This window comes from Capillimicrobium parvum (genome assembly GCF_021172045.1).
GTDB lineage: Bacteria > Actinomycetota > Thermoleophilia > Solirubrobacterales > Solirubrobacteraceae > Capillimicrobium > Capillimicrobium parvum.
Window position 1 is genome coordinate 1,771,899 of the sequence record NZ_CP087164.1, and the last position, 26,875, is coordinate 1,798,773.

The following is a 26,875-nucleotide window of genomic DNA, read 5'->3' on the forward strand; positions in this document are numbered from 1 at the left end:
GATACCCAAGCGGTTCGCTGGGATTTCGTCGCGCCCGATCGACCCCGGCGGGTAGCGTCGTCTCATGCGCGCGGTCACGTACGAGGGGCCGGGCCGGGTGGACGTCGTCGACAAGCCCGAGCCCGAGATCACCGCCCCCGACGAGGCGATCGTCCGCGTCCGCGCCACCGGCGTGTGCGGCAGCGACCTGCACATCTACCGCGGGCGCATCCCGATCGAGCCGGGCTTCACGCTGGGCCACGAGTACGTCGGCGAGGTCGTCGCGGTGGGCGACGAGGTCGCCTCGCTCGCCGTCGGCGACCGGGTCAACGGCGGCTTTCACAGTGCGTGCGGAACGTGCTGGCTGTGCCGCCGCGGCGCGATGCACAAGTGCGAGCACGGCCGCACGTTCGGCCACGGCTCCACGCTCGGCGCCCTGCAGGGCACGCAGGCCGAGTACGCGCTGATCCCGCACGCCGACCGCACGCTGCGCCGGGTGCCGGACGCACTGCCCGACGACGTCGCGCTGTTCGCCGGCGACGTCATGGCGACCGGCTGGCACGCAGCGCTGCCGGTGGCCGCGGGAGACACGGTCGTGGTGCTGGGCCTCGGACCCGTCGGGCTGTCGGCGGTGCAGGCCGCGCTGGTCCGGGGCGCCGGCCGGGTCATCGCGATCGACACGGTCGGCGACCGGCTTGCGCTCGCCGAGCGCTTCGGCGCCGTGCCGGTCCACCTCACCGAGCAGTCGCCACGCGACGAGGTGCGCGCGCTGACCGACGGCCACGGCGCCGCGGTGGCGATCGACGCGGTGGGCGACGTGCGCGCGCTCGAGCTCGCGATCCGGCTGACGGCGAACACCGGCACCGTCAGCGTCATCGGCGCGTACGCCGAGCGCGCCGAGCTGCATCTCGGGCTTGCCTGGCTGAAGTCGCTGACGTTCGTCACGGGCCCGGCGAACTGCCTCGGCCACATCGACACGGTGCTCGAGCATCTCGTGGCCGGACGGCTGGACCCGCGCGCGCTGGTGACCCATCACCTCGCGCTGGACGAGGCGGTCGAGGCCTACGCGATCTACGACCGCCACGAGGCGCTGAAGATCGTGCTGCGCCCCGGGTAGGATCGCGCGGCGATGCGCTTCGGCATCTTCTACGAGCACCAGCTGCCGCGCCCCTGGGGACCGGACAGCGAGCGGCAGCTGATCGCGGACGCGCTCGAGCAGATCGAGGTCGCCGACCGCGTGGGGTTCGACTGCGTGTGGGAGGTCGAGCACCACTTCCTCGAGGAGTACTCGCACTCGAGCGCGTCGGACGTGTTCCTCGCCGCGGCGTCGCAGCGCGCGCGCAACATCCGGCTCGGCTTCGGGATCCTGCCGCTACCGCCCGGTTTCGAGCACCCGGCGCGCCGGGCGGAGACCGTCGCGACGCTCGACCTCGTGTCGAACGGGCGAGTCGACTTCGGCACGGGCGAGACGTCATCGGGCGCCGAGCTCGCCGGCTTCGGCGTCGACCGGGCGACGAAGCGCGAGCAGTGGGAGGAGGCCATCGACGTCGTCACGCGCATGATGGTCGAGGAGCCGTTCGCCGGCTGGGACGGGCGGTTCGGCTCGATGCCGCCGCGCAACGTCGTGCCCAAGCCGGTGCAGAAGCCGCACCCGCCGCTGTGGGTCGCGTGCTCGCGGCGCGAGACGATCCGCATGGCCGCCACGCGCGGGATCGGCGCGCTGAGCTTCTCGTTCGTCGAGCCCGAGGAGGCCGGCGCGTGGGTCGACGAGTACTACTCGGTGCTCGCGTCGGAGGAGTGCGTGCCCGCCGGGTTCGCGGTCAACCCGAACGTGGCGGTCGTGCTGCCGATGATGCTGGCGCACGACGAGGCCGAGGCGATCGAGCGCGGCATCGACGGCGCGCACTTCTTCGGCTACTCGCTCGCGCACTACTACGTGTTCGGCGACCACCGTCCGGGGCGGACGAACATCTGGGACGAGTTCCAGGAGCGCCGCGACGAGGTCGGCTTCGCCCGGCACATCGTGCGGCCCGACCAGGCACCGCTGGGCGTGAGGATCCTGCAGGAGGGGCTCGGCTCGCTGCGCGGGGCGATCGGGACGCCGGAGCAGGTGCGCGAGCTGGTCTCGCGCTACGAGCAGGCGGGGGTCGACCAGATCATCTTCGTGCTGCAGGCGGGCCGCAACCGCCACGAGCACATCGTGGAGTCGCTCGAGCTGTTCGGCGCGGAGGTGCTGCCGCAGTTCGCAGGCGAGGCGCGGGAGGCGCGCGAGGCCGAGAAGGCGGCGCGGCTGTCGGATGCGGTGGCGGCTGCCCTGGCGCGGCGCGAGCCGGCGCGGGCGAGCGACCCCGCGTACGTGATCGCCCCGATCGACTCCGGTCCGCCGGCGGCCACGGCGGGGCGCAACGGCCGTTCGCCGGGGGCGCGGGCGGCGAGCCTCGCGCAGGATCTCGTCGACCGCGCGGTGACCGGCGGCGAGCAGGCGTTCGCGGCGTTCGTGCACCGATCCGACGACCGGCGCCTCGAGCGCATCGTCGGCTCGGACGCCGGGCTGCGCGTGCTGTTCTCGGGGATGACCGCGCGCTACCGGCCCGACGCTGTGCCCGGGTTCGCCGGATCGGTGCTCTACGACCTGCGCCTGGCCGACGGGACCGCGAAGCCGTGGAGCGTCGACGTCGGGCCCGAGCGTGCGGTGGCCTACGCCGGCCGCAGCCCGGACCCGGCGCTGACGATGCGCGTCGCCGTGGCCGACTTCGTGCGCATCGCGGCGCACGACCTCGACCCCGGCAAGGCGCTCATGACCGGCCGCCTCACGTTCGAGGGCAACCTCTCGATCGCGATGCGGCTCGGCGAGATGTTCGGCGAGACGTCGGCGCTGTAGCGGCTCAGCGGACGGTGATGGCCTGCGCCATGCCGAGCGTCGCGTGCGGCTTGTTGCGACTGCGGGCGTCGCCGTAGGCGCAGACGAGCAGGTAGCGGCCCTTGGCGAGCTCCGGCGTGACGACGTTCGTCGTGCCGCCCGAGACGAGGCCGACGGCCTGGCTCGGCTGTCCGGCGAAGCGGATCTTGCCGAACTTGCCCTGCTTGGCGAGCTTGACGGCGGCCGCCGGCTTGCCCTTCACGCGCGCGAGGACCAGTTCGTGGATCTGGCGGCCCTGGTTGACGACCTTCAGCGTGCCGCCGGCGTCCAGCGTCCTGGGGGTGTCGAAGCGGAAGTCGCGCAGGCCGATCGTGCTCGTCGACGCCGGCTCCTCGAAGCCGCCGGGGCGGTCGAAGACGCTGAAGCCGCCCACCTGGTACTGCTTCTTGCGCTCGTAGACGATCACCGAGTACCACGCCGGATCCATGTCGAGCGCGACGACGTACGGCGCGCCGGGGCGGGTGCTGCCGCCGGCGACCCAGTCGCCCCAGGACTCGGTGCGGTCGGGCGAGAGCTTGCCGATGGCGTTCGCGAAGCCGCCGGTGTCCTTGCCGGGCTTGAGCGCGACGATGCCGAAGTCGACGGGGCGGTCGGCGTTGATCGTCACGCGCGTCCAGCCGGAGCCGGCGGCGAACCCGTTGGCGGTCATGTTCTGGTCGTCGATGTCGATCGTCGCCTGGTTGGCCGGCGCGGCGACGGCTGCGGGGACGCTCATGGCGAGCGCGGCCGCCGCCGCTGTGGCGATGCGGATGAGGGGGAGATGCATGGTGGGCGACGCTACGCGCGCCCACCCCCGCTCACATCGGGGAGATCCCTCTCCTTGTTGTCACTTCGCGCGCCCGCGTGCGAACATGCGTTCGATGTCGATCGTCTGCGTCCTCCTTCTCCGTTTCGCGCTGACCATGGCGGCGGGCGAGCGCGAGGCGCTGCTGCGGGAGCCGGCGGCGCTGGCGCCCGAGCCGGGGCGCGAGCAGATGATCGGCGAGGTCTCCCTCGCCGCCGAGGCGTTCGGCGTGCGCGCGGGGATGCGGCTGGGGGAGGCGCTCGCGCGCTGCCCGCAGCTGGCCCTCGTGCCGCCGGATCCGATGGGCGTGGCGGATGCGTGGGAACGGATCATGGCCCGGCTGGAGTCGATCGGCGCAGCCGTCGAGTCCGAGCGGGAGGGGCTCGCCTGCTTCGACGCCGCCGGCCTGCGCCGGCTGCACGGCGGCACGCTCGACGCGACGCTGGCCGCGACCCGCCGGGCGCTGGGCCGGCCCGCGCGGCTGGGCGCGGGACCCTCCCGCTTCACCGCGCTGGCGGCCGCCCATCGCGCCCGGGTGCGGCGACCGGAGGTCATCGCCGGCGACGCCGCCGCGGCGCTGGCCGGCGAGCCGGTCTCGCTGCTGCGGCTGCGGTCCGTCACCAGCGCGCTGCCCGAGCCGCTCGAGCGCCTGGGGATCACCACTCTCGGGGCGGTCGCGGCGCTCGGCCGCGCGCATCTGGCCGACCGCTTCGGGCCGGCGGGGCTGGCCGCGCACGACCTGGTCCGCGGGCGCGACGAGTCGCCGCTGCGCCCGCGGTCTGCCGGCGAGACGCTGGCGGAGGCGCTCGAGCTGCCGGAGGCCGGCTCGGGTGAGCAGCTCGAGCGCGCGCTCGGCCTGCTCGTCGACCGCCTGCTCGCCCGCCGCGAGCTGCGCGGCCGGACGCTGCGGGCGGTGGCGATCGCGGCGCGGCTCGTCGAGGGCGGGACCTGGCGCGAGCGCGTCGTGTTCCGCGAGGCGCTCGCCGATCCGGTGCGCATGCGTCTCGCGCTCGGCCGCCGCATCGGCTTGTTGCCGGCGCCGGCCGAGGTCCTGCGCCTGAGCGTCGAGCGCTTCGGCCCGGCGAGCGGCGACCAGCGCCCGCTGCTGGAGGACTCGGCGGCCCATCGCGCGGCGCGGCTGCGCGAGGCGATCCGCCAGGCGCGCGCCGCGGCGGGACCCGAGGCGGCGCTGCGCGTGCTCGAGGTCGACCCCGGCTCGCGGGTCCCCGAGCGCCGGATGGTCCTGACGCCGTTCGAGCCATGAGCGGCCCGCGCAGGCTCGGCGAGCCGCGGCGCGCGCGGGTGCGCGCGGACGCGCGCGGCCGCCCGCTGTCCATCGACGGTCGCGCGGTCGAGGCGGTCCGCGAGTCGTGGCTCGTCGAGGACCGGTGGTGGACGCAGCAGCCGCTGCGCCGGCGCTACTGGGAGGTCGTGACCGCCGACGGCCGCGACGTCGTCGTCTTCCGTGAGCTGATCTCCGGCGGCTGGTTCAGCCAGCGTGGATGAGCTGCGAGGATCGGCCGCGGTGACGCAGTTCGAGATCCAGCCGCGGGGGCCGTTCTCGCTGGCGGCGGCCGAGCGCTTCTTCGGCCGGTGGGAGGCGACGAGCGGTGCGGCCGGCGGCGCCTGGGCCCCGGCTCCGGCCCCGGCCCCGGCCGGCGGCGAGACCGTCCTGCGCGTCGCGTTCCTCACCGACGACTGGAGCGGAGCGGCGGGGCTGCTCGTCCGCCAGGCGTCCGGCGATCTGAGCGCGCCGGTCAACGGCGAGATCGTGGCCGGCTCGTTCGCCGACGACGAGGTCGTGCAGCGCCAGGTCGCCCGCCTTCTGTCGCTCGACCACGAGGGGGCCGGGTTCGTCGCGGTCGGCGAGCGAGACCCGGTCGTCGCGGTCTGCCAACGGGCTGGCGACTTCCTACGCCCGGTGCTGTTCCACTCGCCCTACGAGGCGGCGTGCTGGGCGGTCATCTCGTCGCGCATGCATCATCGCCAGGCGCGGCGCGTGCGGTCCGAGATGGGCGGCACCCTGACGGTCGACGCCGTGGCGCTCGACGTCTTCCCGGGGCCGGAGGATCTGCTTGCCCGGGACGCGATCCCCGGTCTCAATGCCGAGAAGGTCGCGCGGCTGCACGGCATCGCCCGCGCGGCGCTCGAAGGCCGCCTCGACCGCGAGCGCCTCCTGGCCCTCGAGGCCGGCGAGGCGATGGCCGACGTCCAGGAGCTTCGCGGCATCGGGCCGTTCGGCGCGGCGCTGATCGTCCTGCGGGGCGTCGGGCCGACCGACGCGTTCGCGCCGGGCGAGCCGCGGCTGCGCGCCGCGGCCGCCCGGGTCTACGACCGCCCCGAGCTGGGGTCCGACGAGGCGGCGTTCGCCGAGCTCGCCGAGCGTTGGCGGCCGTTTCGCACCTGGGTCAGCGTCCTGCTGCGCGCGACCGGCTGACCGCCCCGCGTCAGCCCGCCTGCTTCCCGCGCGCCTCCCGGTAGCGCCGGATCAGCGCGTTCGTCGAGCTGTCGTGCGCCAGCTCCGGCTCCTCCTCGGCCTGCAGCTCGGGGATGATCTTGCGCGCCAGCTCCTTGCCGAGCTCGACACCCCACTGATCGAAGGAGTCGATGCCCCAGACCGTGCCCTGGGTGAACACCTTGTGTTCGTAGAGCGCGACGAGGGCGCCCAGCGTCCGGGGGTCGAGCCGCCGGCACAGGATCGTGTTCGTCGGCTGGTTGCCCTTCGTCACCCGGTAGGGCTCCGGCGCATCGCGCCCGAACGCGAGCGCCTCGGTCTGGGCGAACATGTTCGCCATCAGCAGGTCGTGGTGGTCGCCGAGCGGGTTGAGCGTCTCGAGGAACCCGATGAAGTCGCAGGGGATGAGCTTCGTGCCCTGGTGGATCAGCTGGTAGAAGGCGTGCTGGCCGTTCGTGCCGGGCTGGCCCCAGACGATGGGGCCGGTCTGCACGCCGACCGGCTTGCCGTCGAGATCGACGTGCTTGCCGTCGGACTCCATGTCGAGCTGCTGCAGGTATGCGCTGAAGCGCTCGAGGTACTGGTCGTACGGCAGGACGGCGACCGTCTCGGCGCCGAAGAAGTCGTCGTACCAGATGCCGATGAGGCCGAGGAGCACCGGCAGGTTGCGGTCGAACGGCGTCGTGCGGAAGTGCTCGTCCATGGCGTGGAAGCCTTCGAGCATCTCGCGGAACCGGTCGGGCCCGATGGCCACCATCAGCGACAGCCCGATCGCCGACGGGTACGAGTAGCGGCCGCCGACCCAGTCCCAGAACTCGAACATGTTGTCGGTGTCGATGCCGAACTCCGAGACCTTCTCCGCGTTCGTCGAGACCGCGACGAAGTGCTTGGCGACCGCCGCCTCGTCGCCGAGCGCCCCGACGAGCCAGTCGCGGGCGGTGTGGGCGTTCGTCAGCGTCTCGAGCGTCGTGAACGTCTTCGAGGAGATGACGAACAGCGTCTCGGCCGGGTCCAGCCCGCGGACCGCCTCCGCGAAGTCGGTGGCGTCCACGTTCGACACGAACTGGAACGTCATGGATCGCTCGCTGTAGTCGCGCAGCGCCGTGTAGGCCATCGAGGGGCCCAGGTCCGATCCGCCGATGCCGATGTTGATCACGTTGCGGATCCGCCGGCCCGTGTGCCCCGTCCAGTCACCCGAGCGCACCTGGTCGGCGAACACCGCCATGCGGTCGAGCACGCCGTGCACCTCGGCGACGACGTCCTCGCCGTCGACCTTCAGCTCGGCATCGGCCGGCAGGCGCAGCGCGGTGTGCAGCACGGCGCGGTCCTCGGTGACGTTGATGTGGTCGCCGCGGAACATCGCGTCGATGCGCTCGCGCAGCCCCCGCTCCTCGGCCAGCGTGAGCAGGAGATCGAGCGTCTCCTCGGTCACGCGGTTCTTCGAGTAGTCGAGGATGACTCCGGCTCCCTCGACGGTGAAGCGCTCGGCGCGGTCCGGCGACCGGGCGAACAGGTCGCGCAGGTGGACGTCGCGCATCTCGCGGAAGTGCGCATCGAGCGCCTGCCACTGCGGGGTGTCCTGAACGGGTGTGATGGTCACGCGGGGTGCTCCGAAGGGTCGGGGTCCAGCCATTTCGCACCGGCGGGCAGCAGCCGGTCGGCCTCGGATGGCCCCCAGGTGCCGGTCGCGTACGGATGGATCGGCGTCACGTCCCCCAGGATGCCGTCGACGATGCGCCAGGCGGCCTCGACCGTGTCCTGGCGCGCGAAGAGCGACTGGTCGCCGTGCAGCGCGTCGCCGAGGAGGCGCTCGTACGGCTCCATCTCGTCGGCGGCCTTCTCGTCGAGATCGAGCGCCACCATCTCACCGATCATCTGCTCGCCCGGCTTCTTGATCATCACGTCGAACGAGATGACCACGTTCGGGCTGATCTCGAAGCGAATGCGGTTCGGTATGCCGCGGTCGAACACGCGCGCGGGCGGCTGGCGGAGCACCACGACGACCTGCGTCCCGGTCGTCGCGAGCTCCTTGCCCGCGCGGATGAGGAACGGCACGCCCGCCCAGCGCCATGAGTCCGCATGCAGCTTGACCGCCACGAAGGTCTCGACCTTCGAGTCCTTGGCGACGCCGTCCTCGTCGCGGTAGCCGTCGAACTGCCCGCGGACGACGTCGGAGGGGATGAGCGGCCGCACCGACCGCATGAAGCGCACCTTCTCGTCGCGGATCGCCTCCGACGAGTGGTCGACCGGGGGGTCCATGCCGAGCATGGCCAGCACCTGGAGCAGGTGGTTCTGGACGACGTCGCGGATCGTGCCGGCCTCCTCGTAGAAGCGCCCGCGGCCCTGCACGCCGAACGACTCGGCCATCGTGATCTGCACGTGCTCGACGTGCTCGGCGCGCAGGAGCGGCTCGAGGAACCGGTTCGCGAAGCGGACGTACGTGAGGTTCTCGACGGGCTCCTTGCCGAGGTAGTGGTCGATGCGGAAGACCGACGTCTCCGGGAACACCTCGTGCAGCACGCGGTTGAGCTCCTGGGCGGACTTGAGGTCGTGCCCGAAGGGCTTCTCGACGACCACGCGCGCGTCGTCGGCGCTGCCGCTGCTCTTCAGGGCCTTCACGACGGTGCCGAACAGACTGGGCGGGATCGCCAGGTAGTGCATCGGCCGCTCTGCGTCGCCCAACTGCTTGCGCAGCTCCCCGAACGTGGCCGGGTCCGAGTAGTCGCCGTCCACGTAGCGCAGCAGCTCGAGCAGGCGGTCGAGCGCGTCGTCATGCTCGTCGATGCTCTCCTTCGCGCGGTTCTTGAGGTCGTCGAGCGTCCAGCCGGCCTTGGCGACGCCGATGACCGGCACGTCCAGGGTGCCGCGGCGAACGAGGGCATGGAGGGCGGGGAAGATCTTCTTGTGCGCGAGGTCGCCGGTCGCGCCGAAGAAGACGAGTGCGTCGCTGTCGTGGGTCATCGCAGCGGGGAGACTGGCAGAGGGGATGGCGCGATGGCAATCGACGCGCGTCAATTGTCACGGTCTCGTGCTGATTTGTTGCATTTCGGTCGTCACGCTGGCGGCCATGGGACAGCGCGGACAGGCTTCGGTCGAATGGGTGGGCCTCGTGGCGTTCATGGCGGTGGTCATGGCGTCGGTCGCCGCGTTCGCGCTGCCGACCCAGATCGGCCCGGCCGTCGTGCGCCAGATCCATCGCGCCCTGTGCATCGTCAGCGGCGGGGTCTGCGACCTCGACCAGCGGCCGTGCGTCACGGCGGCGAACGCGACCGAGGACGAGGCGCACCTCAACGTCGGCATCTTCCGGCTCGGCCGCCACGAGCTGATCCTGCGCGAGCACCAGTCCGACGGCAGCGTCCTCGTCACGTACCTGCACGACACCGGCGCGGGCTGGGAGGTCGGCGCCGGCGCCGAGGTGTCGATCGGCAAGCGGCTGGGCGGCATGTCGGGGACGGCACGCGCGGCGATGCTCGCGTCGCTCGGCGGCGGGGAGACGTGGGTCTTCCCGGATGCGCGCGCGGCCGACCGGGGCATGGCGTATCTGAGCGAGGGCAAGGCGCCGCCAGGGGCCAAGCGCGCGCAGCGCATCACGCAGCGCGGCCTGCAGGCGTCCGTCGACGCGTCGCTCTCGCGCGAGACCGTCAACGGCGAGTTGCACCTCGACGCGCGGATCGTCGAGGGCACGGTCGTCGACGAGCGCGACGGACGCCGCACTCACGTCATCACGCATCGCGGCGAGGCCGGCGCGATCGTCAAGGTCTCCGACGAATCGGGCGCGTCCGGTCGGGCGGTCGGCGAGGAGCGCATCGCGGTGACGACGGACGCGCGGGGACGCCCGCTCGAGCTGGTGGTCGTGCGCAGTGGCGAGCTCGAAGGGGCGCTCAGTCTCCCCGACGACGTGCAGCCGATCGCGGGGGCGCTCCTGGGGTCGACGCAGGGCCATCGCCGCTGGGTGGTCGAGCAGCGCCTGGACCTCACCGATCAGGACAATCGCGCGGCGGTGCAGGGCATGCTCGACGCGCTCGACGGACCGCTCGCCGTGCTGACCCGGGCCGACGACGCGCTGCGCCGCCAGCTGAAGGCGCGGGGCGTCACCGAGGCCCGGACGTACGACGTCGCGACCGAGGATGGCGGCGCCTGGGGCGTGCATGCCGCCGAAGGTCTGATGATCGGCGGCGAGGTCTCCGATTCGGTCGAGCGGGCGACGCTGATCGACGCGCACGTCCTTGGCCCCGACGGTGAATGGCGGCGCAAGACGGAGTGCTTGGCTCGTGCGTGACACCGTCCTGGAGACATGCGAACATCTGTTCGCCTTGTCCTACGTCGAGCTCCACCTGCACTCCGCCTACTCCTTCCTCGACGGTGCATCGATGCCCGACGAGATCGTGCCCGCCGCGCTCGAGCTCGGCCATCGCGCGCTGGCGCTGACCGACCACAACTCGCTGTCGGGGGCGATGGAGTTCGCGCAGTCCGCACAGGCCCTGGGTCTGCGGGCGCTGCACGGGGCCGAGATCGACGTGCGCGACGGGGCGGGCGCGCGGGCCGCGGACGGCGACGAGCTGACGCGCCACCTGACGCTCCTGGTGCGCGACGCGACCGGCTGGCGCAACCTCTGCCGGCTGCTGACCGCGGCCCATGCGGACACGCGGGTGCCGGGGCGGCCCGGCTGGATCGGTGAGCCGAGCGTCACCCTGGACGAGGTGGCCGCGCACGCCGAGGGGCTCGTCTGCCTGAGCGGCTGCGCCTCGCGAGGGGTGCGCGACGAGCCGACGATGCGCCGGCTGCTGGAGGTCTTCGGGCCCGATCGCTTCCGGGTCGAGCTGCAGCGGCCGTTCGCCCGTCACGACCGTGCCCTCAACCGCGGGCTCGAGTCGCTGGCCCGGCGCCTCGGCGTCCCGTGCGTGGCCACCGGGAACGTCCACGCGCACACGCGCGCGCGCGCTCGCCTCCAGGACGCGTTCGTGGCGATCCGCGAGCACTCGACCCTCGACGCCTCCGAGCCCCTGCGCCGCGGCAACCACGCGCACGTCCTGGCGTCGCCGGAGGCGATGGCCGCCCGCTTCGCCGACCACCCGGACGCGGTGGCGGAGACGGCGCGCCTGGCCGAGACGCTCGGGTTCGACCTCACCCAGGATCTCGGCTACCGCTATCCCGGGTCCGAGGACGAGACGGCGAGCCGGCGCCTGGCCGAGCTGTGCTCCGCGCGCCTGCAGGAGCGCTATCCACCGGGGCACCGCCTGCGCTCGGAGGCCGTGGCGCGGCTCGAGGAGGAGCTGCGGGTCATCGACCTGCTCGGGCTGCCGGGGTTCTTCCTCCTGCATCACGAGCTGCTCGAGCTGGCGCGCGAGGTCGCCGCCGAGGTGCGCGACGGCGCCGCCGCCCGCTCGCTGCTGCCGCCCGGGCGCGGGCGCGGGTCCAGCGTGTCGTCGATCGTCTGCTATCTCACCGGGCTCTCGCACGTCGACCCGCTGGAGAACGCGCTGGCGCTGGGGCGCTTCCTCAACGAGGAGCTCACCTCGCTGCCCGACATCGACCTCGACTTCCCGCGCGACGTGCGCGAGGTGCTGATCCCGCGCGTGCACGACCGCTACGGCCGCGACCGCTCCGCGCTCGTCGCCGCCTTCCCGACCTTCAAGGCGCGCGGGGCGATCCGCGAGCTCGGCAAGGCGCTCGGGCTGCCGCCGGGGGAGATCGAGCGGGTCGCACGGGCCTCGGAGGGCTGGGGTGCGACGGGCGTCGGCAAGGATATCGCCGTGGCGCTGGGGGAGGGGCGCGTGGACTCGGACCCGCCCAACCGCTGGCGCTGGCTGGCGGACCTCTCGGCCGAGGCGTCCGGGCTGCCGCGCCACCTCTCGCAGCACTCGGGCGGGATGATCGTGGCGACGCGCCCGCTGATCGACTGCTGCCCCGTGCTGCCGGCGGCGATGGAGGGCAGGCAGATGGTGCAGTGGGACAAGGACTCCTGCTCGGACGCCGGCTTTCTGAAGATCGACCTGCTCGGGCTCGGGATGCTGTCGGCGGTCGAGCGCTGCGTCGAGCTGATAGCGCGGCGGCGGGGGGAGACGATCGACCTCTCGCGCATCCCCTTCGACGACGCCGAGACGTACGGGGCGATCCAGCGGGCCGAGACCACCGGGGTCTTCCAGATCGAGAGCCGGGCGCAGATGGGGTCGCTGCGCCGCACCCGGCCGGAGAATCTCGACGACCTCACCATCCAGGTGGCGATCGTGCGGCCGGGGCCGATCGTCGGCGGGGCGGTCAACCCCTACATCGAGCGCAAGCAGCGCCTCCGCGTGGACCCGGACTTCGAGGTGCCCTACGACCATCCGTCGCTCGAGCCCGTGCTGCGCGACACGCTCGGCACGATCATCTTCCAGGACCAGGTGCTCGAGGTGGCGCAGGCGTTCGCCGGGTTCTCGGTCGGGGAGGCCGAGGGGCTGCGCCGGGCGATGAGCCGCAAGCGCTCGGCGGCGGCGATCGAGAGCCATCACCGGCGCTTCGTCGAGGGCGCGATGGCGCGTCATGCCGGCGTCGACGAGGCGCTGGCCGAGCGTGTCTGGCACATGGTCGTCGGCTTCTCGGGCTTCGGCTTCCCCAAGGCGCACGGGGCGGCGTTCGGGCTGCTGGCCTACCAGTCGACCTGGCTGCGCGTCCACTACGGCCCGGAGTTCCTCTGCGCGCTGCTCGACGAGCAGCCGATGGGCTTCTATCCGCCCGATGCGCTGGTGCACGAGGCCCAGCGGCGAGGCATCGAGATCCTGCCGCCGGACGTCAACCGCAGTGCGGCCGGCTGCACGGTGACGGCCGAGGGGGCGGTCCGCGTCGGCCTGGGCTACGTGCTCGGTGTGCGCAAGGACGAAATCGAGGCGCTCGTGGCGGAGCGCGAGCGCGGCGGCCCCTTCCGTTCCATCGAGGACCTCGCCTCACGTGCGGGCGCGGGGCGCCCGGCGCTCGAGCAGCTCGCCTGGTCGGGGGCGTGCGACGGGCTGGTGCCCGGCGCGGTCGCGCGGCGGACCGCGCTGTGGCAGCTCGGCGTGGCGGCCCCCGCGGTGCCCGTCGGCGAGCACGGGATGCAGCTGTCGCTGGCGCTTGACCTTCCGCAGCCTCCGGCGCTCGGCGCGCTCGACGACTGGGACGCGCTGGTGGCCGACTACGCGACGACCGGCATGGCGGTCGCCCACCATCCCTTCGAGCTCCTGCGTCCGCACCTCAAGCGCGACCGGGTCGTCTCCAGCCGGGACCTGGCGTCGCTGCGCCATGGTGCCGAGGTCCGGATCGGCGGCCTGGTCATGGCCCGCCAGCGCCCGGCGACCGCCAACGGCGTGTGCTTCCTGCTGCTGGAGGACGAGTTCGGCACGGTCAACCTCGTCGTGCCGCCGCCGGTGTACGAGCGCGACCGGCTCACGGTGCGGTCGGAGCCGCTCGTCGTCGCCGAGGGCCGGCTCGAGCGCTACGCCTCGGCGGGCGGGGCGATCAACTTCGTCGTCCGCCGGCTGCGGGCGCTGGAGGTCCCGGTCGGCCGGCTGGCCGAGGTGCGCGACCTACCCACGCGCCGGGGCCGTCACCTCGAGCCCGTGCCCGACGATGCGGCGGGGGAACCGGTGGCCGAGCCGGCGGTCGCCGCCGGGGCCGCGGGGTCGTTTCGCGCGGTCGCGCCGCCGGTGCAGAGCTTCGCGGGTGGGCGCAGCAGATGAGGTCGTCCACGGCGCCGTGGGGGCCGTCTGCGCACGCCTCGACACGGACGTCTTCGCAAGGCGCCGCCGTCCCGTATAGATTTCGCCGCCATGGCGATCGCCGTTCTCGTCGTCTTCTGGGTCATCGCGGGTCTCGCGGTCTTTCTGATCGCCATGCGCGCCACGCGGAAACCGCCGCGCCCTGGCGAGAGCCGGCGCGAGCCGAAGAGTGTCCGGCGGGCGTTCGCGCTCGCGATGCTCGTCGTGTTCGTCGGCTTCGGGCTGGCGCTTCCGGCGTTCGCGGTGATCGCCGACTCGAAAGCCGACGACGAGGTGCGCGGTGGGGTGGACCTCACCAACGCCCAGGCCCACGGCCGCGAGCTCTTCACCCACAACTGCGCGACCTGTCACACGCTGGCAGCGTCCAACGCGGTCGGCTTGGTCGGGCCCAACCTCGACAACCTGCGGCCCAACGAGGCCCTCGTGCTCAACGCGATCCACCAGGGTCGGGCGCGCGGCCAAGGCCAGATGCCGGCCAACCTGGTGACCGCCCAGGACGCCAAGGACGTCGCCGCGTACGTGTCGGCCGTCGCCGGCAGGTAGGAGGACACGATGGAAGAAGCAAGAGCGCGCGAGCTCTTGCGGGTCGAGCGCGAGCGCATCGAGCGCTCGATCGCCGCGATCGAGCGCCCAGACGCCGACGACGGCGACGACGGCGACCCGCACATCGAGCAGCACATCGCCGACCAGGGCTCCGATCTGTACGACAAGGAGTTCGCCGTGGGTCAGCTCGGAGACCTGCGCGACCAGCTCGCCGCGGTCGAGCGCGCCGAGAAGCGGCTCGCAGAGGGCAGCTTCGGCCTGTCGGTCGAGAGCGGCCAGCCGATTCCCGACGCCCGCCTCGAAGCGGTCCCCACCGCGGAGCGCACGGTCGCAGAGCAGGCCGCGTGGGAGCGCGGCGGCTGAACCGGCGTTCGGCGACGGACACCGCGCCACCGGAAAGCGACGAACAACCCGCATTTTGCAAGGTTTCTTGCAGTGTGCAGGGATTTCGCCCATTGCTACGATGACGTCGTTCCGCTGAGTCGTCACCGGTAGCCGACCGGCTCGACGAGCGGGGGACCCGAAGCCGTCCGGGGCGAGTCGCATCATCTGCGTAGCGCATCTCTCGTGCGCGAGCCCGTCAGCTAACCCCGTAAGCCGTCAGAGAGAAGCGATGTCCCAACCCGCCAGGGCCCATGAGCCATGGGCTGACGATCTCGATACGTCCTACCCGTCGCGCCGCGGCCGTCGCGAGGCGGTGTCGTGGGCCTCGGCCGAGGACCTCGAGATCCTCGGCGGCCTCGGTCGTGACCCGTCGTCGAACTGGACGGTCCTGACGCTCGACCGCGACGACGATCCCGCCCCGGATGCCGCGTGGGTCGACGAGACGGGAACTGGCCCGGCGTCCGCCGGGTTCGACGAGACGGGAACTGGCCCGGCGTCCGCCCGGTTCGACGAGCCCGCGCCGGCGACCCGACCGCTGCGCGGCCGCTTCCGCCGCGCCGAGCCGATCCGCCCGCGCGCCGCGGCGGATCGCGAGTCGCCCGTGCGGCTGATCGACCACGAGACGACGCCGATCGACTACATCTCCGAGCCGCCCCCGCCGCTGCTGCCGGGGCAGCGCCGCACCGTCGTCATCCGGGGCATCGTCCCCGCACCGGTCGCCGTCACGCCCCCCGACCGCCGGCGCCCGCCGTCGCGCACCCGCGATCGCGTCGGCCGCCGTCCCGACCGCGTCGCCCTCTGGGCGTTCGTGCTCGGCCTCCTCCTCATCGTGATCGCCGTGCTCAGCACCGGCGGCTCCGCGTAGACCCGCCCCCGTCCCGCCCGCTCCCCGCTGAGGCCCCGCCATGCTGGGCCGTGGTGACCGTCGGCGGCCTCGATCCGGTACGGCGCCTCAATCCGGCGCGGCGCCTCGATCCGGAACGGCGGGCCCGCGCCGAACCTGCGTGGGCGGCCTTGCGCGCGCGCCCACCCGTAGGTACCTTACAAATCGTAAGGTGATGTCCTCTCTGAAGCACCATCTCTTCCGTCCACTCCTCGTGCAAGGGCTGCGCCGATGAAGACCGCGATGAGCAGGTTCCCCGTCCACGACGAGCTGACGGCGCCGGATGGCTCCGTCCCGGTCCTGCGCGGTGCGCTCGCCACCGCCGGTCAGCTGCCCAACTTCCTCGGCGTCCTCGCGGGGTCGCCGGCCGCGCTGCGCGGGTACGCCCGCTTCCGTGGCGAGCTGCGGCACGGCTCGCTGACGCGCCCGACGCTCGAGCGCATCTCGCTCGCGGTGGCCCAGCACCACCGCTCGCAGCCGGGCCTCGCGCTGCACGCACGCACGGCTCGCGCCGTCGGCATCGGCATCGACGAGGTCGCGCTCGCCCGCGAGTTCGACTCCGGCGATCCGGAGCAGGCGGCGCTGCTGCACTACCTGCGCCCGCTCGTCGAGGGTGACGGCCCGCCGATGCACCTCCACGAGGAGGCGCGCGAGGCGGGGTGGAGCGACGAGCAGCTGCTCGAGGCGATCGCGTTCGTCGCGCTCGAGTCCTTCACCGCCATGGTCAACGTCGCCGGGGACGTTCCGGTGGACGGCTCGATGGAGGAGACTCGCCAACTCCGGGCGGCGTAGCCTCACGGCCATGGAGCTCCGCGAGGGGGAGCAGGAGCAGCAGCGGGTGGCGGCGGACTGCGGCTGCTGTCCCCACCTGCACGAGGCTGTCGAGCTGATCGGCCGGCGCTGGACCGGCGCGATCCTCGAGGTGCTCCGGCAGGACGGGCCGCTGCGCTTCTCGGAGGTCGTCGGCGCGATCCCGGGCCTCTCCGACCGCCTCTGCTCCGAGCGGGTCAAGGAGCTCGAGGCCCGCGGCATCATCGAGCGCACCGTCCATCCCGGCCCGCCGATCCGCGTCGAGTACGCGCTGACCGACATGGGGCAGGCCCTCGAGCCGGTGCTCGGCTCGCTGGCGACGTGGGCGCGCGAGTGGCTGGCGACGACACCTGACGCTGGACGACCGGGCTGAGGACCTTGGACCGCCGGTCGGGCCGCGCGTCGCAGTGCGTCGTCTAGGCTCCGCCGGATGCCAGACCAGCCGCAGAATGCCGCCGACGTCAGGGCGCTCGTCGACGAGCATGACATCCGCTTCCTGCGCCTCTGGTTCACCGACATCCTCGGCCAGCTGAAGTCGTTCTCGATCAACGCCGCGGAGCTCGACGACGCGTTCGAGAACGGCATGGGCTTCGACGGCTCGTCGATCACCGGCTTCAACGCGATCGAGGAGTCCGACATGGTCGCGGTGCCCGATCCCCGGACCTTCGCCGTCCTGCCCTGGCGCCCGACCGACCAGGGCGTCGCCCGCATCTTCTGCGACATCCACACCCCCGAGCGCACCCCCTACGAGGGCGACCCGCGACAGGTGCTGCGCCGCGCGCTCGACCGCGCCGAGCAGATGGGCTTCGACACCTTCAACGTCGGTCCCGAGCTCGAGTACTTCCTGTTCAAGGACAACAAGTCCACCGAGGTGCTCGACGAGGGCGGCTACTTCGACCTGACGACGCTCGACGCGGGCTCCGACGTGCGCCGCGAGACCGTCCTGGCGCTCGAGCAGCTCGGCATCCACGTGGAGTACTCCCATCACGAGGTCGGCCCGTCGCAGCACGAGGTCGACATGCGCTACGGGCCGGCGCTGAAGATGGCCGACGACTGCATGACGTACCGCATCACGGTCAAGGAGATCGCGATGAAGTACGGCTGGCACGCGACGTTCATGCCCAAGCCGCTGTTCGGCGAGAACGGGTCGGGCATGCACACCCACCAGTCGCTGTTCAAGGACGGCAGCAACGCCTTCTACGACCCCGACGACCAGTACTTCCTCTCCGACGCGGGCAAGGCGTTCATCGCCGGCCAGCTCAAGCATGCGCGCGAGATCTCGGCGATCTTCGCCCAGTGGGTGAACTCCTACAAGCGGCTCGTGCCCGGCTACGAGGCGCCGGTCTACGTGGCATGGTCGCGGCGCAACCGCTCGGCTCTCGTGCGCGTGCCGCTGTACCGGCCCGGCCACGAGCAGTCGACGCGCATGGAGCTGCGCTGCCCCGACCCCGCCTGCAACCCGTACCTCACGTTCGCGGTGCTGCTGCAGGCCGGGCTCGAGGGGATCGAGAAGGGCTACGAGCTCCCCGAGCCGATGGAGAAGAACCTCTACCACCTTGCGCCCGACGACCGTAAGCGGCTCGGCATCGAGCAGCTGCCCGAGACGCTCGGCGAGGCGATCGAGATCACCGCCGAGTCGGAGCTCGTCCTGCGCACGCTCGGCGAGCACATGTTCAACCGCTTCGTCGAGATCAAGCGCCAGGAGTGGGACGACTACCGCGTGCAGGTCACGCCGTGGGAGCTCGACCGCTACCTGCCGGTGCTGTGACGGGTCATCCGACGATCCGCCTCCCGACCGTTCCGAACTCGACGAGGCTGCGCCGCGTCCGCGGGCTGTAGCGCGCCCGCGTGTCGATCTGGATCCGCCATCTGCCGGCCGCCGGGTGGTCCACGGGCAGCATCGCGATCCGCTTGCGCAACACGCTGCATCGCTCCGGCATCCGGCCGAACGACACCCGCCGCTGCTCGCGGCCCGCGTGCACGTAGTGGGCGTACACGCGCGCGCCCGGCCGCAGCCCGGAGATCCGCCAGCGCACCCTGCTCTGCGGCTGTGACGGCGAGCGCGGCGAGTGCAGCGCGGCGAGGTTCGCGACCCGGATGCGGACCGTCGCGCTCGTGGTGCCGTCGGTCGCCGTGAGCGCTAGCGACCGCGCGCTCGGCGTCGAGAACGGCAGGGCCGGCGCCGCGGCCGAGGCCTGGAAGCTGCCGGCGGCGTCGGCCGTCGGCGTGGCGAGGACGCCGCCCGACGCGACCTGCACCGGAGCGCTCGGGGCGAACCCCTGGCCCGCGACGATCATCTGCTGGCCGGGCAGGTAGCACGGCTCGTCGGTGGCCAGCACGGCCGCGCCGGCGGACGCGGCGGTAACGGCGCCGGCGAACGCGGCGAGCAAAGCGGCGGCCATGCACCGCCCCACCGATGGACGCCCCGACATCAGCCCAGCATGACTGATCGAGGGACGGAGGGGGCGCGCGAGCGGTCAGGCGTCCGCGAGCAGGCGCTCGAGTTCGACCGGGCCGGTCACCGGCCGCTGACAGGCGAACCGCTCGCACACGTACGCGGCCGCGTCGCCGTCGACCGGCGTGCGTCCCTCGAGCAGCGGCACCGCGTCGTTCGCGGCCGGGCCGCCGGCCAGCACGACACGCGGCCGGTAGGTGTCGCGGACCACCCGCGCGAGCGCGTCCGCGTCGGTCTGCGGGCCCACGATCGCCACCTCGCGCGTGGGCCCGATCGCGAACGCCATGGCCTGCAGCAGGTGGCCGAACGCCGCCGGGTGCTTCGGTGCGATCTCGTGGACGAGCGCGAGCACCGACTGGGCGCGCTCCTCGTACTCCGCGCGGCCGGTCAGGGCGTACAGCCGCAGCAGACCGACGGCGGCGCTCGACGACCCCGACGGGATCGGCGTGTCCTCGAGGTCCCGGCGCCGGGCGACGAGCTCCTGGTGATCGGAGGAGGTGGAGAAGAACCCGCCGTTCTCCTCGTCGGCGAACCGGGCGACCATCGCGTCCGCCAGTTCCCGCGCCTCGTGAAGCCACCGCGGCTCCCACGTCGCCTCGTAGAGCACGACGAGCGCCTCGACGAGGAACGCGTGGTCCTCGAGATACGCGTTCAGGCGCGCGTCGGCGTCCTTCGACGTGCGCAGCAGACGCCCGCCGGGATCGCGATGCACCCGCAGCAGGTACTCGGCCGCGGTCCGTGCCGCGTCGAGGTAGTCCTCGCGCCGCAGCACCGCGCCGGCCTCCGCGAGCGCGGCGATCGCCAGCGCGTTCCACGACGTCAGCAGCTTGTCGTCGAGCCCGGGGCGCACGCGCTGCGCGCGCACCTCGAGCAGCCGCGCCAGCACCCGCGCGCGCACGTCGCCGGGCGGCTCCGGCCCACGGGCCTCGAGCACGTTGGCGCCCTCGAAGTTGCCGCGGTGGGTCGCGCCGAACCAGGCGATCGCCGCCTCGGCGTCCCCGCCGAGCGCCGCGCGCAGCTGGTCGACCGTCCACGCGTAGAACCTGCCCTCGACGCCCTCGGAGTCCGCGTCGAGCGCGGACCAGAACGCGCCGCCCGGCGCGCGCATCTCGCGCAGCATCCAGTCGAGCGTGTCGTGGACCGTGCGCCGCAGCAGGTCATCGCCCGACACCTGCCAGCCGTGCAGGTACGCGCGTGCGAGCAGCGCGTTGTCGTAGAGCATCTTCTCGAAGTGCGGCACGGTCCACGTCGCGTCGGTCGAGTACCGGGCGAAGCCGCCGCCGACGAGGTCGTGCATGCCGCCCGTCGCCATCGCGCGCAGGGTGGCGATCGACATCTCCGTCTCGCCCTGACCGAGCAGGAAGTCGATCACCGACGCGGACGGGAACTTCGGCGCGCCGCCCCACCCGCCGTGCCGCGGGTCGTAGGACTCGCGCAGCGCCGCCACCGCCTGCTCGAGCTGTGCCGTCGACAGCGGAGCATCCGACGGCCGCAGGGACGCGGACGCCGCGAGCCGCTCGCGCAGCTGCGCCCCCTGCGTCTCGATCTCCGGGCGGCGATCGCGCCACGCGTCCGCGACGGCCTGCAGCACCTGCGGCCAGCTCGGCATGTTCATCCGCGGCTGCGGCGGGAAGTACGTCCCGCCGAAGAACGGCACCTGGTCGGGCGTGACGAACACGTTCAGCGGCCAGCCGCCGTGCCCGGTCATCGCCTGCACCGCCTCCATGTAGAGCGCGTCGACGTCCGGGCGCTCCTCGCGGTCGACCTTCACGCAGACGAAGTGCTCGTTCATCAGCGCGGCGACCGCCTCGTCCTCGAACGACTCGCGCTCCATGACGTGGCACCAGTGGCAGGCCGAGTAGCCGATCGACACGAGCAGCGGGACGTCGCGCTCGCGGGCACGGGTCAGCGCCTCCTCGCCCCACGGCATCCAGGCGACCGGGTTGTCGCGGTGCTGGAGCAGGTACGGCGACGTCTCGTGGGCGAGCGCGTTCGCCATCACGGCACCCGCAGCGGCGAGGCGGCCAGGCCCCGGACCGCGTCGCGCTCGAACGACGCCGCGGCCGCCGAGGTGCGCGACGTGCTGACCGAGATGCGCCGACCGCCGATCCGGCCCGTGACGCGCCCGCCGCCCGCACGGATGCGGCCGGAGGCGCCGTGGGCCTGGATGCGAAGCTCGATCGGGCGCATGGTGTCGTCGGGGATGATGCCGGTCACGGCGACGCGGGGCACGTACACGTAGCCGTGCAGCCGCAGCCCGTCCGGCTCGATGCTCGCCGTCCCGCCGCGCAGGCCGCCGAATCGGCGGACGCCCGTGCCCTGCACGCGCTCCGACAGGCGCCGCCGTGCGGCGTCGGCGACCGTGCGGCTCGCCGTCGTGACGATGCGCCCCGCCCGGCCGTGCAGCCCCGGATACGGCGGCACCGACCCGACGGACCGCGGCGCCGGGCGCGCGGGGTCCAGCAGGCGCTCGACCGTCTCGCAGGAGCCCGGCGGCGTCCCGGACAGGAACGCGACGACGGCGGCGTTCGCGCAGCCCGAGACATCGGAGCCGAGCACCGAGTGGCCGGCGTGCGGCAGCACGACGACCTGCGCCGCCGGGCCGAGCCGGGCGGCCACCGCCTGCGCGTCCTCGAGCGGCGTGCGCAGATCCTCGCCGCCGGCGAGCAGCAGCGCGCGCAGCCCGGCCGGCAGCGTGACGGGAGCCGGTGCCGGCGAGGCCACCGGCCACTGCACGCACAGCGGCAGGATGCCGGCGGCGATGACCGTGCTCCAGTCGAAGGGCGCGTAGCGCTTGCGCGGCATCGCGCGGATGCGCGCCCCGGCCTGCGCGGCCCGGGTCGCGGGCGGCGCGGTGCGGTCCCATGGAAACAGCGTCTCCTCGCACGTCGTCGCCACGAAGCGAGCGCGGTTGATCCCGCCGGCCGCGGCGGCGCGCGAGTCCCGCCCGCCGAGCTGAGCGCGCAGGCGGACGAACGCGGCGGGGTCGCCGTGCAGTGCCGCGTGGACCGCGGCGGGCACCGCCGAGCGCAGGACCGGATCGACGTCGCCGGCGGAGAGGATCGTCAGCAGGTCCGCGGGGGAGAGCGTCGCCCGCCGTCGCCTCCCGTCGGCATCGACGAACCGTCCGCGCAGCGGCCGCCGGCCCAGCCGGCGCGCCAGCCGGCGAACGTCGCCCGCCGGATCGGCCGTCACGCCGCGGCACGCGCCGCCGGAGCACACGCTGCGCACGACCCGCGGCAGCGCGGCGAACGTCGACAGCTGCAGCGGATCGGGCCCCTCCGGCGTCACGGTCGAGTCGAGGATGAGCGCCTCGACGCGCTCGGGGCGCGCCGCCGCGTACTCGAGCGCGACCTTCGTCCCGTACGACGCCCCGTAGAGCACGACCTGCTCGTAGCCGCCGGCGACGCGGATCGCCTCGAGGTCCTCGACGTCGGCCGCCGTCGTGAACTCGCCGCGCAGCGCGCCCAGCCGCGTGGCGCAGCCGAGCGCGCCCGAGCCGGACGGACGCAGGAGCCCCGGGCAGCGCAGGGCGCCCGACCCGCCGACGCCGCGCTCGTCGAACAGCACGAGGTCGCGGTCCCCGCGCACGCCGCCCAGGTCGGCGGCCAGCGCCGGGGCGCTCGCGCTCGCCACCTGTCCCGGCCCGCCGAGCAGGACGACGAAGGCGGTCCGCGTCGGCGCCGCGCCGGCCGGGAGCCGCCGCACGTCGAGCGCCACGGACCCGGGCAGGGCGCCGGTCCGGTCCAGCGGGACCGTCACATGGCTGCATTGCAGGTCGTCCTCGCCACAGGGCGCCTCCTCGAACGCGGCGGACGTGCCGGTGGGCCCGGCCGCCGCCAGAGCCAGGCTCGCCGCCACGCCGCCCAGCCCCGTCCACACCGTGCGCCTCGCGCTTCGCACACCCGCAGTCTTCCCGGCGGGTACGGTGTCCATCCACATGTCTCATCACCGTCACGCCGTCACCGCAATCGAGGCGCCCGCGGCGATCGGGCCCTACTCGCACGCCGTCCGCACGGGCGGCCTGCTGTTCTGCTCCGGCCAGATCCCGCTCGACCCGTCCAGCGGGGAGCTCGTCGGAGCGTCGCCGGGCGAGCAGGCGCGCCAGTGCCTGGAGAACCTCGCCGCAGTATGCGCCGCCGGGGGCGCCGGCCTGGCCGATGCCGTCCAGGTGACCGTCTACCTGACCGACATGGGCGCCTTCGCCGAGGTCAACGAGGTCTACGCCGGCTTCTTCGAGGGCGACCCGCCGGCGCGCGTGGCGATCGGAGTCGCCGCGCTGCCGAAGGGGGCGCAGGTCGAGGTGGCCGCCGTGGTCGCGCTGCCGGACGAGTGACCGTCACCGTCGCCGAGGTTCGCCATGCCCGCCGCGCGGGCGCGGACGTCGTGCGCCGCACGCCCGTGCTGGCCTCACAGACGCTGAGCGAGCGGTCGGGCGGCACGGTCGTGCTGAAGGCCGAGTCGCTGCAGCGGACGGGCTCGTTCAAGATCCGCGGCGCGCTGAACAAGCTCGACGCCCTGGGCGACGAGTGCCGGACGGGGGTGGTGTGCGGCAGCGCCGGCAACCACGCCCAGGCGCTGGCGGCGGCAGCCCGCGCCCGCGGGGTGCCGTGCGAGGTGGTCATGCCCGCCGACGCGCCCATCGCCAAGGCGGAGGGCGCAGCGGCGCTGGGCGCGAAGGTCATCCTCGAGGGCGAGAGCGTCACCGAGTGCCTCGCGGCGGCGCACGAGCGGGCCCAGCAGGGCGGCATGACGTTCGTGCACCCGTTCGACGACGAGCACATCATCGCGGGGCAGGGCACGCTCGGGCTGGAGCTGCTCGAGGACGTCGAGGACCTCGCCCGCATCCTCATCCCGGTGGGCGGCGGCGGGCTGGCGGCCGGCGTCGCGGTGGCGGTCAAGGATGCGCGGCCGGACGTCGACGTCATCGGCATCCAGGTCGAGACGTTCCCGGCGCTGGCCGCCTCGCTCGAGGCCGGGCACCCGGTCGACGTCGCTCCGCCGCTGACGACCATCGCCGACGGCATCGCGGTCAAGCGGCCCGGGGAGATCACGCTGCCGCTGCTGGCCTCCTACCTCGACGGGGTCGCGATGGTCTCCGAGGACGAGGTCGCCGACGCCATGGTCGTCCTGCTCGAGAAGGCCAAGCTCGTCGTCGAGGGGGCGGGCGCCGTGGGCGCGGCGGCGCTCCTCGGCGGGCATGTCGAACCGGCGCCGCACGGCACGACGGTCGTCGTGCTGTCGGGCGGCAACGTCGACGCCGGGCTGCTGGCCACCGTCGCGCGCCGCCACGAGACCGAGTCGGGCCGGCGCATCGCGCTGATCACGCGAGTGCCCGACCGGCCGGGTCACCTCGCACGGCTGCTGGTGTGCGTGGCCGAGGCGGGGGCGAACCTCGTCGAGGTCGAGCACGTTCGCGAGGGCATCGACCTGCACGTCCGCGAGACCGCCGTGCAGCTCGTGCTCGAGACCCGGGGGCGCGACCACGCGCAGGACGTGCTGCGCGCGATCGCCGGCGCGGGCTACGACGCGCGCGTCCTGCGGTAGGGCGCTCCGGCGTCACACGGGCGTCACGTACGCGCCGCTGATGCCGCCGTCGATGAGGAACGTCGACGCGGTGACGAAGCTCGAGTCGTCGGAGGCGAGGAACAGCGCGCCCTTGGCGATCTCCGCCGCCTCCGCGAAGCGGCCCATCGGCACGTGGACCAGGCGCCGCTCGGCGCGCTCGGGGTCCTTGGCGAACAGCTCGCGCAGGAGCGGCGTGTCCACCGGACCCGGACACAGCGCGTTGACCCGCACGCCCCGGCGCGCGTACTCCACGCCAAGCTCGCGCGACAGCGCGAGCACGCCGCCCTTGGACGCCGTGTAGGAGATCTGCGACGTCGCCGCGCCCATGACCGCGACGAACGACGCCGTGTTGATGATCGACCCGCGGTTGGGCGGGTCGTTCTCCAGGAGATGGGGGATGCCGTACTTGCAGCCGAGGAACACCGACCTGAGGTTGGCGTCCTGCACCCGCTGCCACGCCTCCAGCGACGTGTCCAGCACCGAGCCGTCGTCGTTGGGCGAGATCCCCGCGTTGTTGAAGATCACGTCGACGCGCCCGTAGGTCTCGATCGTCCGGGCGAACATGTCGACGACCTGTCCCTCGTGCGTCACGTCGACCTGCAGCGAGAGGTCGCCCGGGGCGTCCTCGCTCAGGTCCACGCCGACCACCGTGGCGCCCTCCTGCTTGAACACCTCGACGGTCGCCGCGCCGATTCCGCCCGCGGCGCCCGTCACGACGCACACCTTGTCCTTGAGTCTCATTCAGCCTGTCGCGTAGAAGATGGACTTGACCTCGGTGTAGGCGTCCAGCGCGTGCGGGCCGAGCTCGCGTCCATAGCCCGACTGCTTGAAGCCGCCGAACGGCGTGGACACCCGCACCGAGGTATTGGAGTTGATCGACAGCACGCCGGCCTCGATGCCGCGGGCCACGCGCAGCGCCTTCGCGCCGTCCCGCGTCCACACCGACCCCGACAGGCCGTAGATCGTGTCGTTGGCGAGCGCCACCGCCTCGGCCTCGCCGCGGAACGGGACGACCGCCGCCACCGGCCCGAAGATCTCCTCGCGCACTGCGCGGTCGTCGGGAGCGACCGGGCACAGGACGGTCGGCGCGAACCAGTAGCCGGGGCCGTCGGGCGCGCTGCCGCGAATCGCCACCGGCGCGCCCGCGGGCACGTACGAGGCCACCGCGTCGCGCCGGGCCGCGGAGATGAGCGGCCCCATCTGCGTGCTCTCGTCGAGCGGGTCGCCGACGCGCAGCGCCTCGACCGCCTCCTCCAGCGCCTCCATGAAGCGGTCCAGCGCGGAGTGCTCGACGAGGATGCGCGAGCGCGCGCAGCAGTCCTGGCCCGCGTTGCCGAACACGGCCAGCGGCGCCGCCTGCGCGGCCGCCTCGAGGTCCGCGTCGGCGAAGACGACGTTCGCCGACTTGCCGCCCAGCTCCAGCGTCACGCGCTTGATCGTCCGCGCGGCGCCGGCCGCGATCGACCGGCCCACCTCGGTCGAGCCCGTGAACGCGATCTTCGCCACGTCGGGGTGCTCGACGAGGCGCGCCCCGCACACGCTGCCCGGGCCGGCGACGACGTTGACGACGCCTTCGGGCAGCCCGGCCTCGAGCGCGATGTCCGCGAAGCGCAGCGCCGTGAGCGGCGTGAGCTCGGCCGGCTTGAGGACCACGGTGTTGCCGGCGGCGAGCGCGGGCCCGAGCTTCCACGCCGCGATCGTCAGCGGGAAGTTCCACGGCGTGATGAGCCCGACGACGCCGAGCGGCTCGCGCACGGTGAACGCCTGCCCGCCGGCGACCGGGATGGTGTCGCCCAGCAGACGCTCCGGCGCGCCCGCGTAGTAGCGGAAGACGTCCACCACCATCGCCATCTCGCCGCGCGCGTCGCCGATCGGCTTGCCGGCGTTGCGCGCCTCGAGCAGCGCGAGCTCCTCGAGGCGCGCTTCGAGCGCAGCCGCCAATCGCATCAGCGCCTGCGCCCGATCGGAGGGGGAGAGGTCCCTCCAGGCCGGCAAGGCGGACCTGGCCGCCGCGACGGCGGCGTCGATCTCCTCGACGCCGCCGCGCGGGACCTTCTCGAGCACCCGCTCGGTGGCGGGCTCGATGACCTCCAGGGTGGCCATCGGTCAGACGCCCCGCACGGGCGCGTCCTCGTCGAGCACGGCGAACAGCGAGATGATCGTGAACGAGATGGCGAAGTTTGAGAAGCTGGTCCAGCCGTGGTGCAGGCTCTGCTCGTACCCGAGCTCGGCGAGCCGACGCTCGTCGTGGATCTCCGGCCGCGAAGCGACACCCATGCGCTGGTCCCTCCCCCGGGAAAAGGTGTGAAGGTCCGTCCTTCGACCGCGACGGTACAAACGCAGGCGGTCGGATGTCAACCG

24 protein-coding genes, 1 pseudogene and 1 riboswitch are annotated in these 26,875 nt (G+C 73.3%); of the genes and pseudogenes, 16 read left to right on the top strand and 9 right to left on the bottom strand.

Annotated features, from left to right (window positions below; genetic code table 11):
• The first annotated feature begins 64 nt into the window (after positions 1-64).
• Together DSM104329_RS08725 and DSM104329_RS08730 are read left to right on the top strand one after the other, a co-directional pair.
• Entirely contained in the window at positions 65-1,096 is a 1,032-nt protein-coding gene (locus tag DSM104329_RS08725) for an alcohol dehydrogenase catalytic domain-containing protein (RefSeq protein WP_259315043.1), read from the top strand.
• A 12-nt stretch (positions 1,097-1,108) separates the two neighbouring features.
• Positions 1,109-2,860 (top strand): LLM class flavin-dependent oxidoreductase, encoded by a 1,752-nt coding sequence (locus DSM104329_RS08730; RefSeq protein ID WP_259315044.1) that lies wholly within the window; start codon positions 1,109-1,111, stop codon positions 2,858-2,860.
• A 4-nt stretch (positions 2,861-2,864) separates the two neighbouring features.
• On the opposite strand, the gene DSM104329_RS08735 is transcribed toward DSM104329_RS08730, so the two are convergent.
• Positions 2,865-3,665, bottom strand: a complete 801-nt coding sequence (locus DSM104329_RS08735; protein WP_259315045.1) for a hypothetical protein — start codon at positions 3,663-3,665, stop codon at positions 2,865-2,867.
• A gap of 94 nt (positions 3,666-3,759) precedes the next feature.
• Between DSM104329_RS08735 and DSM104329_RS08740 the strand changes: the two genes are divergently transcribed.
• Genes DSM104329_RS08740 through DSM104329_RS08750 form a run of 3 tightly spaced genes read left to right on the top strand, consistent with a single transcriptional unit; the run spans position 3,760 to position 6,120 of the window.
• Positions 3,760-4,947 carry a Y-family DNA polymerase gene (locus tag DSM104329_RS08740; RefSeq protein WP_259315046.1) on the top strand — a complete coding sequence of 396 codons (1,188 nt, stop codon included), beginning with the start codon at positions 3,760-3,762 and terminating at the stop codon, positions 4,945-4,947.
• The gene (locus tag DSM104329_RS08745) at positions 4,944-5,189 is read left to right on the top strand and encodes a hypothetical protein (protein WP_259315047.1); all 246 of its coding nucleotides are present in this window, start codon (positions 4,944-4,946) and stop codon (positions 5,187-5,189) included. Before DSM104329_RS08740 ends, DSM104329_RS08745 begins: the two co-directional genes overlap by 4 nt.
• A 19-nt stretch (positions 5,190-5,208) precedes the next feature.
• Positions 5,209-6,120 (top strand): DNA-3-methyladenine glycosylase family protein, encoded by a 912-nt coding sequence (locus DSM104329_RS08750; RefSeq protein WP_259315048.1) that lies wholly within the window; start codon positions 5,209-5,211, stop codon positions 6,118-6,120.
• Positions 6,121-6,130: 10 nt separating this feature from the next.
• Here DSM104329_RS08750 and pgi read toward each other — a convergent pair whose 3' ends face one another.
• Both pgi and zwf read right to left on the bottom strand, forming a co-directional pair.
• Positions 6,131-7,771: a glucose-6-phosphate isomerase gene (gene pgi, locus DSM104329_RS08755; RefSeq protein ID WP_407655877.1), complete on the bottom strand. Its 1,641-nt coding sequence runs from the start codon at positions 7,769-7,771 to the stop codon at positions 6,131-6,133.
• A complete protein-coding gene (zwf, locus tag DSM104329_RS08760; protein WP_259315050.1) occupies positions 7,735-9,099 on the bottom strand; it encodes a glucose-6-phosphate dehydrogenase in 1,365 nt (454 codons plus the stop codon). Before zwf ends, pgi begins: the two co-directional genes overlap by 37 nt.
• Positions 9,100-9,124: 25 nt before the next feature.
• On the opposite strand from zwf, the gene DSM104329_RS08765 reads away from it, so the two are divergent.
• From DSM104329_RS08765 to DSM104329_RS08800, 9 genes and pseudogenes are all read left to right on the top strand, one after another.
• Positions 9,125-10,417 carry a hypothetical protein gene (locus tag DSM104329_RS08765; RefSeq protein ID WP_259315051.1) on the top strand — a complete coding sequence of 431 codons (1,293 nt, stop codon included), beginning with the start codon at positions 9,125-9,127 and terminating at the stop codon, positions 10,415-10,417.
• The gene (locus tag DSM104329_RS08770) at positions 10,410-13,832 is read left to right on the top strand and encodes a DNA polymerase III subunit alpha (RefSeq protein ID WP_259315052.1); all 3,423 of its coding nucleotides are present in this window, start codon (positions 10,410-10,412) and stop codon (positions 13,830-13,832) included. Before DSM104329_RS08765 ends, DSM104329_RS08770 begins: the two co-directional genes overlap by 8 nt.
• A 21-nt stretch (positions 13,833-13,853) precedes the next feature.
• Positions 13,854-14,111 (top strand): annotated as a pseudogene (locus DSM104329_RS28935) (hypothetical protein); the annotation flags it as partial.
• A 45-nt stretch (positions 14,112-14,156) separates the two neighbouring features.
• Entirely contained in the window at positions 14,157-14,414 is a 258-nt protein-coding gene (locus DSM104329_RS28940) for a c-type cytochrome (protein ID WP_326924500.1), read from the top strand.
• 9 nt (positions 14,415-14,423) lie between these two features.
• Positions 14,424-14,777, top strand: a complete 354-nt coding sequence (locus DSM104329_RS08780; protein WP_259315054.1) for a TraR/DksA family transcriptional regulator — start codon at positions 14,424-14,426, stop codon at positions 14,775-14,777.
• A gap of 103 nt (positions 14,778-14,880) precedes the next feature.
• A riboswitch (cyclic di-AMP (ydaO/yuaA leader) is annotated at positions 14,881-15,027 on the top strand.
• Complete coding sequence (locus DSM104329_RS08785) at positions 15,028-15,663, top strand: hypothetical protein (protein WP_259315055.1); 636 nt, start codon at positions 15,028-15,030, stop codon at positions 15,661-15,663.
• A 261-nt stretch (positions 15,664-15,924) separates the two neighbouring features.
• Positions 15,925-16,473: a carboxymuconolactone decarboxylase family protein gene (locus DSM104329_RS08790; protein WP_259315056.1), complete on the top strand. Its 549-nt coding sequence runs from the start codon at positions 15,925-15,927 to the stop codon at positions 16,471-16,473.
• A 10-nt stretch (positions 16,474-16,483) separates the two neighbouring features.
• Positions 16,484-16,864: a winged helix-turn-helix transcriptional regulator gene (locus DSM104329_RS08795; RefSeq protein WP_259315057.1), complete on the top strand. Its 381-nt coding sequence runs from the start codon at positions 16,484-16,486 to the stop codon at positions 16,862-16,864.
• A gap of 57 nt (positions 16,865-16,921) precedes the next feature.
• Positions 16,922-18,259: a glutamine synthetase family protein gene (locus DSM104329_RS08800; protein ID WP_259315058.1), complete on the top strand. Its 1,338-nt coding sequence runs from the start codon at positions 16,922-16,924 to the stop codon at positions 18,257-18,259.
• A 4-nt stretch (positions 18,260-18,263) separates the two neighbouring features.
• Here DSM104329_RS08800 and DSM104329_RS08805 read toward each other — a convergent pair whose 3' ends face one another.
• The 3 genes from DSM104329_RS08805 to DSM104329_RS08815 all read right to left on the bottom strand — a co-directional run bounded on the left by DSM104329_RS08805 (position 18,264) and on the right by DSM104329_RS08815 (position 22,849).
• On the bottom strand, positions 18,264-18,893 hold the full coding sequence (locus tag DSM104329_RS08805) for a hypothetical protein (RefSeq protein ID WP_259315059.1): 630 nt from the start codon (positions 18,891-18,893) through the stop codon (positions 18,264-18,266).
• Between the two features lie 75 nt (positions 18,894-18,968).
• Complete coding sequence (locus DSM104329_RS08810; RefSeq protein ID WP_259315060.1) at positions 18,969-20,945, bottom strand: thioredoxin domain-containing protein; 1,977 nt, start codon at positions 20,943-20,945, stop codon at positions 18,969-18,971.
• Positions 20,945-22,849, bottom strand: a complete 1,905-nt coding sequence (locus tag DSM104329_RS08815) for an alpha/beta hydrolase (protein ID WP_259315061.1) — start codon at positions 22,847-22,849, stop codon at positions 20,945-20,947. Before DSM104329_RS08815 ends, DSM104329_RS08810 begins: the two co-directional genes overlap by 1 nt.
• A gap of 37 nt (positions 22,850-22,886) precedes the next feature.
• Between DSM104329_RS08815 and DSM104329_RS08820 the strand changes: the two genes are divergently transcribed.
• The gene (locus tag DSM104329_RS08820; protein ID WP_259315062.1) at positions 22,887-23,282 is read left to right on the top strand and encodes a Rid family detoxifying hydrolase; all 396 of its coding nucleotides are present in this window, start codon (positions 22,887-22,889) and stop codon (positions 23,280-23,282) included.
• Positions 23,279-24,493 (top strand): threonine ammonia-lyase, encoded by a 1,215-nt coding sequence (gene ilvA, locus DSM104329_RS08825; RefSeq protein WP_259315063.1) that lies wholly within the window; start codon positions 23,279-23,281, stop codon positions 24,491-24,493. Before DSM104329_RS08820 ends, ilvA begins: the two co-directional genes overlap by 4 nt.
• A gap of 12 nt (positions 24,494-24,505) precedes the next feature.
• Here ilvA and DSM104329_RS08830 read toward each other — a convergent pair whose 3' ends face one another.
• From DSM104329_RS08830 to DSM104329_RS08840, 3 genes are read right to left on the bottom strand one after another with little or no spacing between them, the layout of a single operon-like run.
• Positions 24,506-25,255 carry an SDR family oxidoreductase gene (locus DSM104329_RS08830; RefSeq protein WP_259315064.1) on the bottom strand — a complete coding sequence of 250 codons (750 nt, stop codon included), beginning with the start codon at positions 25,253-25,255 and terminating at the stop codon, positions 24,506-24,508.
• On the bottom strand, positions 25,256-26,617 hold the full coding sequence (locus tag DSM104329_RS08835; RefSeq protein WP_259315065.1) for an aldehyde dehydrogenase family protein: 1,362 nt from the start codon (positions 26,615-26,617) through the stop codon (positions 25,256-25,258).
• Between the two features lie 3 nt (positions 26,618-26,620).
• Positions 26,621-26,791 carry a hypothetical protein gene (locus DSM104329_RS08840; protein WP_259315066.1) on the bottom strand — a complete coding sequence of 57 codons (171 nt, stop codon included), beginning with the start codon at positions 26,789-26,791 and terminating at the stop codon, positions 26,621-26,623.
• Positions 26,792-26,875 lie beyond the last annotated feature (84 nt).

What these genes read in the sequence shown, in the direction of transcription:
- DSM104329_RS08725 (WP_259315043.1), top strand. Translation starts at nt 65, where the DNA reads ATGCGCGCGGTCACGTACGAGGGGCCGGGCCGGGTGGACGTCGTCGAC.
- DSM104329_RS08730 (WP_259315044.1), top strand. Translation starts at nt 1,109, where the DNA reads ATGCGCTTCGGCATCTTCTACGAGCACCAGCTGCCGCGCCCCTGGGGA.
- DSM104329_RS08735 (WP_259315045.1), bottom strand. Translation starts at nt 3,665, where the DNA reads ATGCATCTCCCCCTCATCCGCATCGCCACAGCGGCGGCGGCCGCGCTC.
- DSM104329_RS08740 (WP_259315046.1), top strand. Translation starts at nt 3,760, where the DNA reads ATGTCGATCGTCTGCGTCCTCCTTCTCCGTTTCGCGCTGACCATGGCG.
- DSM104329_RS08745 (WP_259315047.1), top strand. Translation starts at nt 4,944, where the DNA reads ATGAGCGGCCCGCGCAGGCTCGGCGAGCCGCGGCGCGCGCGGGTGCGC.
- pgi (WP_407655877.1), bottom strand. Translation starts at nt 7,771, where the DNA reads ATGGCTGGACCCCGACCCTTCGGAGCACCCCGCGTGACCATCACACCC.
- zwf (WP_259315050.1), bottom strand. Translation starts at nt 9,099, where the DNA reads ATGACCCACGACAGCGACGCACTCGTCTTCTTCGGCGCGACCGGCGAC.
- DSM104329_RS08765 (WP_259315051.1), top strand. Translation starts at nt 9,125, where the DNA reads ATGGCGCGATGGCAATCGACGCGCGTCAATTGTCACGGTCTCGTGCTG.
- DSM104329_RS08780 (WP_259315054.1), top strand. Translation starts at nt 14,424, where the DNA reads ATGGAAGAAGCAAGAGCGCGCGAGCTCTTGCGGGTCGAGCGCGAGCGC.
- DSM104329_RS08785 (WP_259315055.1), top strand. Translation starts at nt 15,028, where the DNA reads ATGTCCCAACCCGCCAGGGCCCATGAGCCATGGGCTGACGATCTCGAT.
- DSM104329_RS08790 (WP_259315056.1), top strand. Translation starts at nt 15,925, where the DNA reads ATGAGCAGGTTCCCCGTCCACGACGAGCTGACGGCGCCGGATGGCTCC.
- DSM104329_RS08795 (WP_259315057.1), top strand. Translation starts at nt 16,484, where the DNA reads ATGGAGCTCCGCGAGGGGGAGCAGGAGCAGCAGCGGGTGGCGGCGGAC.
- DSM104329_RS08800 (WP_259315058.1), top strand. Translation starts at nt 16,922, where the DNA reads ATGCCAGACCAGCCGCAGAATGCCGCCGACGTCAGGGCGCTCGTCGAC.
- DSM104329_RS08805 (WP_259315059.1), bottom strand. Translation starts at nt 18,893, where the DNA reads ATGGCCGCCGCTTTGCTCGCCGCGTTCGCCGGCGCCGTTACCGCCGCG.
- DSM104329_RS08810 (WP_259315060.1), bottom strand. Translation starts at nt 20,945, where the DNA reads ATGGCGAACGCGCTCGCCCACGAGACGTCGCCGTACCTGCTCCAGCAC.
- DSM104329_RS08820 (WP_259315062.1), top strand. Translation starts at nt 22,887, where the DNA reads ATGTCTCATCACCGTCACGCCGTCACCGCAATCGAGGCGCCCGCGGCG.
- DSM104329_RS08830 (WP_259315064.1), bottom strand. Translation starts at nt 25,255, where the DNA reads ATGAGACTCAAGGACAAGGTGTGCGTCGTGACGGGCGCCGCGGGCGGA.
- DSM104329_RS08835 (WP_259315065.1), bottom strand. Translation starts at nt 26,617, where the DNA reads ATGGCCACCCTGGAGGTCATCGAGCCCGCCACCGAGCGGGTGCTCGAG.
- DSM104329_RS08840 (WP_259315066.1), bottom strand. Translation starts at nt 26,791, where the DNA reads ATGGGTGTCGCTTCGCGGCCGGAGATCCACGACGAGCGTCGGCTCGCC.